The following is an 8,498-nucleotide window of genomic DNA, read 5'->3' on the forward strand; positions in this document are numbered from 1 at the left end:
GTGGCGCCGTAGCCGATGGTGTTGCCGGCGATGACGCTGTACTCGGCGAGGTGGTCGGCCGCGCGGTCCGGGCGGACGACGAACCGGCCGCCCGACGCAAACGCCGCCGTGCCGGCGATGGCCTCCGGCTCCTCGATCATCGCGAGGTGCCCCGACACGAACCCCGATGCCTCGTATGTGGCCAGGGGCTGCCCTGTGGCCGGGTTGACGGTGGTGATGAGGCTGCTCATGCGGCGGGGGCCCCTCCCTTGTCGTGCTCCGAGAGGTGCTCGAAGGTCTCACCGGTCGCGGTGATGGTGCGGGTCACGTCCCGGCCGCCGTAGACCCAGTAGATGCGCATGACGTCCTGACCCCGGTTGAAGAAGCGGTGCGGGATGCCGGCCGGGACCCAGGTCGCCTGGCCGACTTCCAAGTCGAAGAGCCGGCCGTCGATCTCGGCGGTCGCCTCCCCTTCGAGGATCAGGACCGACTCCTCCACGTTGTGGCTGTGCACAGGCAGTCCGGTGCCGGGCTGGAAGACGGTCTGCCCGGTGGTGATGACCGCCGTCCCGGAGTTCCACTTGCCGACGTAGGGGATGGTGGTGACGCCGCCGCCGCGGTCGAAGCGTTCGGCCTCGCCCGGGTGGATGAGCAGGGTCGGTTCGGCGGGATGGATGCACATGGGGTGGCTCCGATCAGGGGCAGGGGTCAGGAGTGGTGGAACAGGCGGTGGGAGAGCGTGTTGACCTGGCTGCCCGGCAGCACGTACTTCGCGGCGGCCTCGCGCCAGACCTTGAAGTGCGGGGCGGCGCGGTGGGCCTCGACGGCGGCCTCGTCGTCGTAGAGCTCGTGGAAGACGAAGTGGTGGTCGTCGTTCAGGTCGCACACCACGTCGAAGTACCGGCAGCCCGGCTCGTCGCAGAACGAGCGCGCGGCGTTCTCCTCGATGGCCGCCAGGAATTCATCACGACAGCCGGGGACGACGTGCAGGGAAACGGTCAGGGCGATCATGCGGGAAGCTCCTGTGCAGTCGTGGAAGAGCGGGGGGCGGGCAGGGGGACGTCCGTGGTCTCGGAGATCGCCGCCAGTGCGGTCCACGTGTCCTCGAGGACCGGGATGCCTTCCGTGCGCAGCCGCTCGGCGGTGCGCACCTCAGGCTCGCCGGGGACCAGGACGTCGGCCGTTCCGGGAGCGGTGGGGGTGGACTTGGTCTCCTCGACCAGGGCTTCCATCCGCCGGGCGAACTCACCGGGGTCGGCCATCGCGCGGATGTCCACACAGATCAGCAGGTGTCCCACTCCGCTGCGGCCGGCGGGCCGGTACGGGCCGACGACACCCGAACCGAAGGCGCTGCCTGTGAGCACGCCGGCCAGCACGTCGAACATGAACGAGATGGCGTAGCCCTTGTGGCCGGCCATCGGAAGGATCAGGCCCTCGATGGCGCGGCGCGGATCGGTGGTCGGCGCACCGTCCGCGTCGGCAGCCCAGCCTTCGGGGATGGGCTCGCCGCGTTCCTCGGCGTGGTAGATCTTGCCGCGCGCCACGGCCGTGTTGGCGATGTCCATCACGACCGTGCCGTAGCGGCCGGCGGGGGCGGCGATCGACCACGGGTTGGTGCCGACCCGCTTCTCCCTGCCGCCCCACGGTGCCATCGCCGGGCTGGCATTGGTGGCCAGCATCGCCACACGGCCCGCCCCGGCCGCCTTGCGGGTGAAGTACGCGGCTGTCCCGAAGTGCCCTGAGTTGCGGACCGCGATCGCACTGATGCCGTGCTCCCCGGCCCGCTCGATGCCCAGGCGCGTCGCACGGTCGGCGAGGACCTGTCCCAGTCCGTCCTGGCCGTCCACCACGAGCACCGGGCCGTTGTCGCTGACGACTCGGGGGGCCGCGGTCGCCGCCGTCGCACCGCTCCGGAGGCGGGCGAGGTACCACGGCAAGCGCAGCATTCCGTGGGAGGGGTGCCCCCACAGTTCGGCGGTCACCAGCGTGTCCGCGAGCAGGTGAGCGTCCTCGGGTGGGACCCCGTGGGCTTCGGTGGTGGCGGCGGCGAACCTCAGCAGGTCCGCCGCCGCGACGGTGTGCGGCATCGGACGGCCCTCACCCTCGAGCGACAATGTATCCACTCCTGTATACAGCAATGCGGAGGTGAAGGGACCCCGCGTCTCAGAAAGGGAATCGACTCCGCTTCCGTGGTACCGCTCGGAGGGGTCAGCCGGCGATGCCCACCTGTACATCGGTGCCGAGCAGGAAGTCGTGCGCGGTCAGGCTGTCGATCAGGGCCCGCAGTGTCTGCGCCAAGTGGTGGCGGCAGGCGGCCGACGCCGCCTGTGCGTCACCCTGTGTGATGGCCTCCAGCATGGCCCGGTGCTCCTCCAGCGAGGTCAGCATCCGACGTGGCCCGCTGTGGGAGAGGTGCCGCAGCCGCACGGTCTGGCTGCGCAGGTCACGGATCGTGCGGGCGAGGTAGGGATTGCGGCACGCCGTGATCACCGCCTGGTCGAACGACTCGGTCAGATCGTAGAAGCCCTGGTAGTCCCGCTCCTGCTCGGCCGCGCCGAGCGTCCGGAAGGCCGCGTCGAACTCGTCCAACTGTTCCAGGAGTTCCCGGAACGGCACCAGGACCTGATCGCGGACCGTGCCCGCCATCGCGACCGAAGCGGTCGCCTCCGGCTCGAGCAGCATCCGGAACTCGAACAGGGCGCGCACCCCGCCCAGGGAGATCGACGCGACGCGGGCCACCTCGCCCGGCACGAAGTCCACCAGCCCCTCACGGGCCAGCCGCCGGATCGCCTCCCGAACCGGGGTACGGGAGGCCCCCAGTTCCTCGCCGAGCTGGACCTCGCTCAGTTTCGCCCCGGGACGCAGGCGCAGTGACTCGATATCACCCTTCAGACGCTCGTACACCGCTTCGCTCTTGCCAGTGGCCCGGACCATGAGACTCCTCGTCGCCTGCCCCGCACATCGGGCTGTATACAGCCTATCGGGTCGCAAGAAGCCGCAGGAACCGGGCGGGTGCTGGACCCCGCGTCTGCGGCGTGATCCGAACGACAGGCAACAGCGCCCGACCGCGCAACCGGCCGCACAACGTCCGGGCACGCACCGCGTCATGTCCGCCGTCGACGACATCGAGAACACCGTTGCCCGCCTTCGCCCTCACGGCGCGGAACTCGTCGGTGGGATCGCCCGGTTCGAGGACAGCTGTCAGCTCTGCTGCCCACGCGGCCCGGAGGGCGTCATCGTCGGACTGGCCGAGCAGCTGCGCTGAAGGGAGCGGGCCACCCGCTGGTGCAGGCGGCGGATGAATGGGTACCTGCGTCCGGCGGCTCGTCGGCGGCGGGCCCTGATCGGTGTGCGCGTGCGGAGTGGGGAGATCGAGGTGGGATTGCGCGAGGTGCGGGACGCCCGGGCATTTCGAGGCTGTGCCCGGATTCTGGCGGGCCGCTACCGCCTGGACGGGCTGATCGGTTCCGGTGGTGCGGCTGACGTCCACCGCGGTTTCGACCTGCGACTGCGGCGGCCGGTCGCCGTGAAAGTCTTCCGCCCCGGGAGCGGCTTCGACACGGAGGAGGCTTTTCGCAGCGAGGCCGAGATCCTCGCCCGGTTGCAGCATCCGGGCCTGGTCACCGCTTTCGACGCCGGACGCCATGACGGCGAAGCCTTCCTGGTCATGCAGTTGATCGACGGACGTACCCTGAAGTGCCGCATCGCCGAGAGGCCCCTGCCGAGCGAGGCCGCGGCCGCCCTCGGCGCGGCACTGGCCGAAGCTCTGGCTCACGCCCATGAGGAGGGGATCGTCCACCGGGATGTCAAACCGTCCAACATCCTTCTGGATTCTTCCGGCCGTCCCCATCTGACGGACTTCGGCATCTCCCGGCTGCTCGATGCGACCACCCGCACCGCCACCGGCGTCCTGACCGGCACGGCGGCCTATCTCGCCCCCGAACAGGTGCTGGGCCGTCCCGTCGGCCGGCCTGCCGACATCTATGCCCTCGGCTTGGTCCTCCTCGAAAGCCTCACCGGTCGCCTCGAATACGACGGTGGCCCCTTGGAGGCCGCGATCGCGCGCCTGCACCGCCGGCCGGACCTGCCGGACTTCCTGCCCGACGGCTTCGCCGCCCTCCTCCGGGACATGACCAGCCTCGAAGAACACGGTCGTCCCAGGGCGGCCGACTGTGCCGTGGCCCTGACCCGTCTCTCCGGAGCGAGCTCAGCGGACCCCTCCGCCGCCGTTGCCCGCCCCGTGTTGAGCGCCGCACCCTCCACCGTCGCGCGTCACGCCGACAGCACACACCGGAGCCTGTCGCCCGCTGTGCCGGCGCCCAGAAGCCAGGGCACTTCAGCAGGCCTCGCCGGGGGAGTGTCTCGGCCCGCGACCCCACGAGGCCGCATCCGTGCGCGAGGGGCGGCGGCTGCACTCGCCGCCCTTCTCGCCGGCGGCCTGGTGGTCACCGAAGGCTTTTCACACCGCGACGCCGCAGGCGAAGCGGCCCCGTCCGCCCCCGACCCGGTGGCCCCCTCCACACCTTCGGAATCGGCCGGTCACGACGATGACACGCCCTCCGCATCGGTGCCTCCGCGTTCGCCCGGTCCCCCGGCCTCCGGCAGGCCGATGAGCGATGCCGTTCAGGTCCGCAGCGCTCGTCCGTCCTCCGACAGCCCGGATCCCGACACCGACCGGACCTTCACTCGCAGCACCTCTGAGCAGGCCGCGGCCAACGCGGACGCGAACGGCAGAACACGTGACCACGGCCGGATCCCGGGAGAATCTCGGAAGAACCAGAAGGGCAAGAAGGCGGCACATGCCAAGTAGGGGCTCGGTCACGGTGGTGCGACGTCCTCCTGCTCACATGCTCCCGCTGTGGCCCCCGTTGAGGCGTCGAACGTCGTGGCTCGGCGTACGAGGAGGTGACTCACCTCGTACGACATCCCAGTCGTTCCCGGTTGTGGTGCGGGGTGATATCGCCCGGCGCACACGGAGAGGTTGACGATGAGGTAGGCGTGCCAGGTCCTGCCCACCCCTCGTCCGTCGGCGAAGACCGCTCTGCCGTTGAGCCACCAGTCCACCGAGCGGGTCCCGAAGACGGTACGCAGGTCCACCCACGCGCCGGGGCGGATTGCCTCGTCGTGGTGGTAGCGATTGGTGCCCCGCACGTGATTGGTGAATTCGAGGAGGTCGGGGTTGTCCGGGTGATATTCGAAGACGTCGATCTCCTGGTCGCCGTCGCGCCACGTCCAGATCGCGGGCCAGGCGCCGATCTCCTCCGGCAGACGTACCCGGGCCTCCAGTACATCCCCCGCACGGACCGTGAAGCCTTCCTCGCTCCCCTCGGTGGTGAGCAGCCCGGTGTTCCAGCGTCCGTCCTGCCGTCGTCCGGCGCGGAAGACGCCGGAGCGGCTGTACGCGGCGTCGGCCACCAGGTGGTCGAGCTTGTCATCGCGTGGATTGACCGGGCCTCCACCGGGATAGGCCCAGGAACGGCCTGCGACCCATTGGGAAGTTGAGGTGAAGTCGGCGGTGAAGACGACCGGCATGGATGGCGGGCGGCAGGGAGCCGGAGGCGAGTCGGCCCGTAAGGGTTCGGTCATGCCGCATGGCTCACCGGCTGGTGGCCGGATATGCGCCTTTTCCTCTCCCCGGTCGAGATCTGACCCTTTCAGGTGAACAGCCGGAACAGGGCCGGCTCCGCTCCTGATGTCAGCCAACGCAGCGGATGCCCGTGGTTGCCTCAGTCGTCGGCGGCGACGATGAGCGTGATCCGCCCGGCCGAGCGGTCGATGAGCACGAACTCGTGGAAGCAGTCGTGCACGCGTCCCCAGTCATGAATCGCCTCATCACCGGGCTCGCTGAGGTGGTGGATGCCATCGGCAGAGGCCAGGCGGGCGAACACCTCACGCTGTAGATCTGCCTCCAGCTCGGGGGGCACGTCCCAGGGCGGATCCATCCACTCCCGCAGGATCCGCACGGCCTTCTCCTGGCTGATGGACTCGTACAGGTCGGGAATGATCAACCGCTGCCAGTACGGACCGTGCCGGAGCCCGTCCGGCAGCACTCCACCACCTGCATAGTCGTCCCGGAACTGCTCATGCTCGATCAGTGCGGCGAGCAGCCCTCTGTCGGGCACTGACTCCGCGACGAAGCGGAGCTGCTTGATGTCAACCCACCGAAACCCGTGCTGCTTCGGATCCGGGACGTACCGTCGGAAGTTGATGAAGAGGCTTTGCTCGTGAGCGAGCCCGTTGTCCATGGCGTCAGCCTAGAAGGCAGGCAAGGGGACCCTGGCGACTCATCGGGCAGGCCCTGGCAGCTCACGCCGGGTGCCTCGCCTCTCCGGGCACCGCACACGTCGCCGTTCCTCCAGGCATTAGCCCGCGATGGGCGGCCACCAGGCGGTAGACGCCGTGGGCAACCCAGCGCACGGGCGGCAGGGTGAGGATGGCGCCGGCGACGGACCACAGGCCGCCCACGCTCAGCAGAATCTTCGCCACGGCCTGCGCTCCGCCTTACACCCGCCCATGGGGTGTCACCCACAGGGCCTCGTACCGGGCACGCTCCGCCGTGACGCCGAGCGATGCGAGATCCGCGTGCTGCCACGCCACGGCTTCGCACCGGGGCCGCACCAGGCGCTGGACGACACCCACCGACGTGGTGCAGAAGCCGCAGTCCCCGTCGAAGATCAGCACTGGTCGCACTCGCACACCTCCATCGTGACGCACCCGGATCCGCACCCGCACCCGCACGGGGAGCGCCTCCGGGTGATCGAGATACCGGTCACCGGCGACTCATGGTTACCCGAAGAAACCCTTTCCCCACGGCCTCTCTTCCTCCACTATGAGCCGTCATACCCGCCGGTAAGTCAGGTTTCCGAGCGGGTCGCAAGGCTGCGAGGAGGCGGCGGGATGGCTCGGGCCGACGGCAAGGATCGTGGCGGTGTGGAGCTCGGTCACTCAATCCACAGGAGCGCGCCCGACGCGCGGCTCGCCGAGCTGCTGCGCGCCGATACGGTCTCGGCGTTCCCGGCGCTCCAGGAGCTACGCGCCCGCCATCATCCGCACGTCCTCGCCTACGCCCGGCTGTGCAGCCCCAACGAGTCCATGGCGAGGCAACTGGCCGCCCAGGCGTTCACGCTGGCCGCCCGTCAGGCCGCCCGCGGCATCGACCCCGGACTGCCCTGGCGCCACCGGCTCCTCCTGCTGGTCGCCCGGTCGGCCGGAGCCTGGGCCGGGGACGGGCGGGCGGCCGGTCTGGACGCGGGCCTGCTGCTTGTGCTGAACACGACCGGTCCGTCCGGTGTGCTGCCCTCCATGCTCACGGCGTTTCAGTCCTTGCCTTCCCGCACTCAGGGGCTGATCTGGTACGGGGTCGTGGAAGAGGAGCCCGCGGAGCGGACGGCCGTCCTCCTCGGGCTGACCCGGGAGGACGTCACCTACGGAACGGACCCGGCGCTGCACCGGCTGGCCCGTGCCTGCCTGCGCACCCGCCTCGCCGCCTCCGAGGACCCGGACTGCCCCGACTTCGGCCGCCTCATCGAGGAGTCCGTACGACCCGACAACCCCCGCGACAGCGCCGATCTGCATGCTCATACGGCGCGTTGCCCGCACTGCACGACGGCCCACGCGGAGCTGTCGGCCCTGCGGGACGCCCCGCGCACTGCGCTGGCGGAGGGGCTGCTGCCGTGGGGCGGCACGGCGTACGCGGCGGGCGAGCGGGAGGCCCGGGGCCCTGCCGTGGGGCGGACCCTGCCCGGCCGCGCCGGATCCGGGCGGGGTCCGCAGGAGCGGGGCGGGGCACCGGATCGCCGACGCACCGTGCTGGTGTCGGCGGCGCTCGGGGTGGCCCTGCTGCCGCTGGTGGCGTTCCTGATCACGCAGGGCGAATCTCCGTCGCAGGACCCGGCGGGCGCGGCGGGCGCCCCGGTGAGGGTGCCGCCGATGGCGGTCGCGGTGACGGTGACGGCCACCGTGCCGGCGAAGCCGGAGTCGCCCTCACCATCGCCGCCCTCCCCGTCGCCGTCGCGGAGCTCGAAGGCCCCGGCCAAAAGCCCGTCACCCACGAAGACGACGAGCCCGAAGCCCCCGCCCTCTTCCGCGCACCCACCTTCGAACTCGTATTCGCAGGTCGTGAACGTCGGTTCGGGGCTGTGCCTCGACGTGGGCGGTGCGTTCTCCGACGGGACCGATGTGATCACGGCTCCCTGCTCCACGTCGCGCACACAACGCTGGCGCGTCGACGACGACCGCGGGGTGCTTCAGTCGGCCGCGGATCCCGGCTTCTGCCTGGACAGTCGGGGAGCCACGCACCGGGGTCTCGGCATCTGGAGCTGCGACTCGGTGGAGGGCCGCAACGGACGGAACCTGGTGTTCGTGGTGGACGAGGAAGGGCTGATCCGCCCCGCCATCGCCTTCGGGACGGCCGTCACCCCGGACGGCGGCGCCGGGGACGGACTGTCGTGGAGGGCACCGGTGTGGTCGGTCCCTTCGTCCTGCCCGGGGAGACGGGCTGCGCCGGCTGTCTGCACGAG

9 protein-coding genes and 2 pseudogenes are annotated in these 8,498 nt (G+C 70.6%); 3 read left to right on the forward strand and 8 right to left on the reverse strand.

The window, feature by feature from the left end; translation table 11 throughout:
• The 5 genes from AB0E85_RS39215 to AB0E85_RS39235 all read right to left on the reverse strand — a co-directional run.
• Nucleotides 1-230 (reverse strand): hypothetical protein (locus AB0E85_RS39215; protein WP_361937550.1); only part of this gene is annotated, 230 nt, incomplete at its 3' end.
• Complete coding sequence (locus tag AB0E85_RS39220; protein ID WP_361937551.1) at nucleotides 227-661, reverse strand: cupin domain-containing protein; 435 nt, start codon at nucleotides 659-661, stop codon at nucleotides 227-229. The genes AB0E85_RS39215 and AB0E85_RS39220, both read right to left, overlap by 4 nt.
• Nucleotides 662-687: 26 nt before the next feature.
• Nucleotides 688-990, reverse strand: a complete 303-nt coding sequence (locus AB0E85_RS39225) for a putative quinol monooxygenase (protein ID WP_361937552.1) — start codon at nucleotides 988-990, stop codon at nucleotides 688-690.
• On the reverse strand, nucleotides 987-2,066 hold the full coding sequence (locus AB0E85_RS39230) for an Ldh family oxidoreductase (protein WP_361937553.1): 1,080 nt from the start codon (nucleotides 2,064-2,066) through the stop codon (nucleotides 987-989). The genes AB0E85_RS39225 and AB0E85_RS39230 overlap by 4 nt, the downstream gene beginning before the upstream one ends.
• A 121-nt stretch (nucleotides 2,067-2,187) precedes the next feature.
• Entirely contained in the window at nucleotides 2,188-2,913 is a 726-nt protein-coding gene (locus tag AB0E85_RS39235) for a GntR family transcriptional regulator (protein ID WP_361937554.1), read from the reverse strand.
• 122 nt (nucleotides 2,914-3,035) lie between these two features.
• Between AB0E85_RS39235 and AB0E85_RS39240 the strand changes: the two are divergent.
• Both AB0E85_RS39240 and AB0E85_RS39245 read left to right on the forward strand, forming a co-directional pair.
• Nucleotides 3,036-3,244, forward strand: a pseudogene (locus tag AB0E85_RS39240) (VOC family protein); the annotation flags it as partial.
• 111 nt (nucleotides 3,245-3,355) lie between these two features.
• Nucleotides 3,356-4,789: a protein kinase gene (locus AB0E85_RS39245; RefSeq protein ID WP_361937555.1), complete on the forward strand. Its 1,434-nt coding sequence runs from the start codon at nucleotides 3,356-3,358 to the stop codon at nucleotides 4,787-4,789.
• A gap of 8 nt (nucleotides 4,790-4,797) precedes the next feature.
• Here the strand turns inward: AB0E85_RS39245 and AB0E85_RS39250 are convergent, their stop codons facing one another.
• The 3 genes and pseudogenes from AB0E85_RS39250 to AB0E85_RS39260 form a co-directional block, all read right to left on the reverse strand.
• The gene (locus AB0E85_RS39250; protein WP_361937556.1) at nucleotides 4,798-5,565 is read right to left on the reverse strand and encodes a beta-glucanase; all 768 of its coding nucleotides are present in this window, start codon (nucleotides 5,563-5,565) and stop codon (nucleotides 4,798-4,800) included.
• Between the two features lie 140 nt (nucleotides 5,566-5,705).
• Nucleotides 5,706-6,101 (reverse strand): hypothetical protein, encoded by a 396-nt coding sequence (locus AB0E85_RS39255; protein ID WP_361937557.1) that lies wholly within the window; start codon nucleotides 6,099-6,101, stop codon nucleotides 5,706-5,708.
• A 184-nt stretch (nucleotides 6,102-6,285) separates the two neighbouring features.
• Nucleotides 6,286-6,675: pseudogene (locus AB0E85_RS39260) on the reverse strand (DUF393 domain-containing protein).
• A gap of 201 nt (nucleotides 6,676-6,876) precedes the next feature.
• Here AB0E85_RS39260 and AB0E85_RS39265 point away from each other — a divergent pair.
• On the forward strand, nucleotides 6,877-8,498 hold a 1,622-nt coding region (locus tag AB0E85_RS39265), incomplete at its 3' end, for an RICIN domain-containing protein (RefSeq protein ID WP_361937558.1).

Origin of the sequence: Streptomyces sp. NPDC029044, assembly GCF_040637495.1 — a bacterium.
GTDB lineage: Bacteria > Actinomycetota > Actinomycetes > Streptomycetales > Streptomycetaceae > Streptomyces.

Coding starts and splice junctions, on each gene's coding strand:
- AB0E85_RS39220 (WP_361937551.1), bottom strand. CDS start 661: ATGTGCATCCATCCCGCCGAACCGACCCTGCTCATCCACCCGGGCGAG.
- AB0E85_RS39225 (WP_361937552.1), bottom strand. CDS start 990: ATGATCGCCCTGACCGTTTCCCTGCACGTCGTCCCCGGCTGTCGTGAT.
- AB0E85_RS39230 (WP_361937553.1), bottom strand. CDS start 2,066: ATGCCGCACACCGTCGCGGCGGCGGACCTGCTGAGGTTCGCCGCCGCC.
- AB0E85_RS39235 (WP_361937554.1), bottom strand. CDS start 2,913: ATGGTCCGGGCCACTGGCAAGAGCGAAGCGGTGTACGAGCGTCTGAAG.
- AB0E85_RS39250 (WP_361937556.1), bottom strand. CDS start 5,565: ATGACCGAACCCTTACGGGCCGACTCGCCTCCGGCTCCCTGCCGCCCG.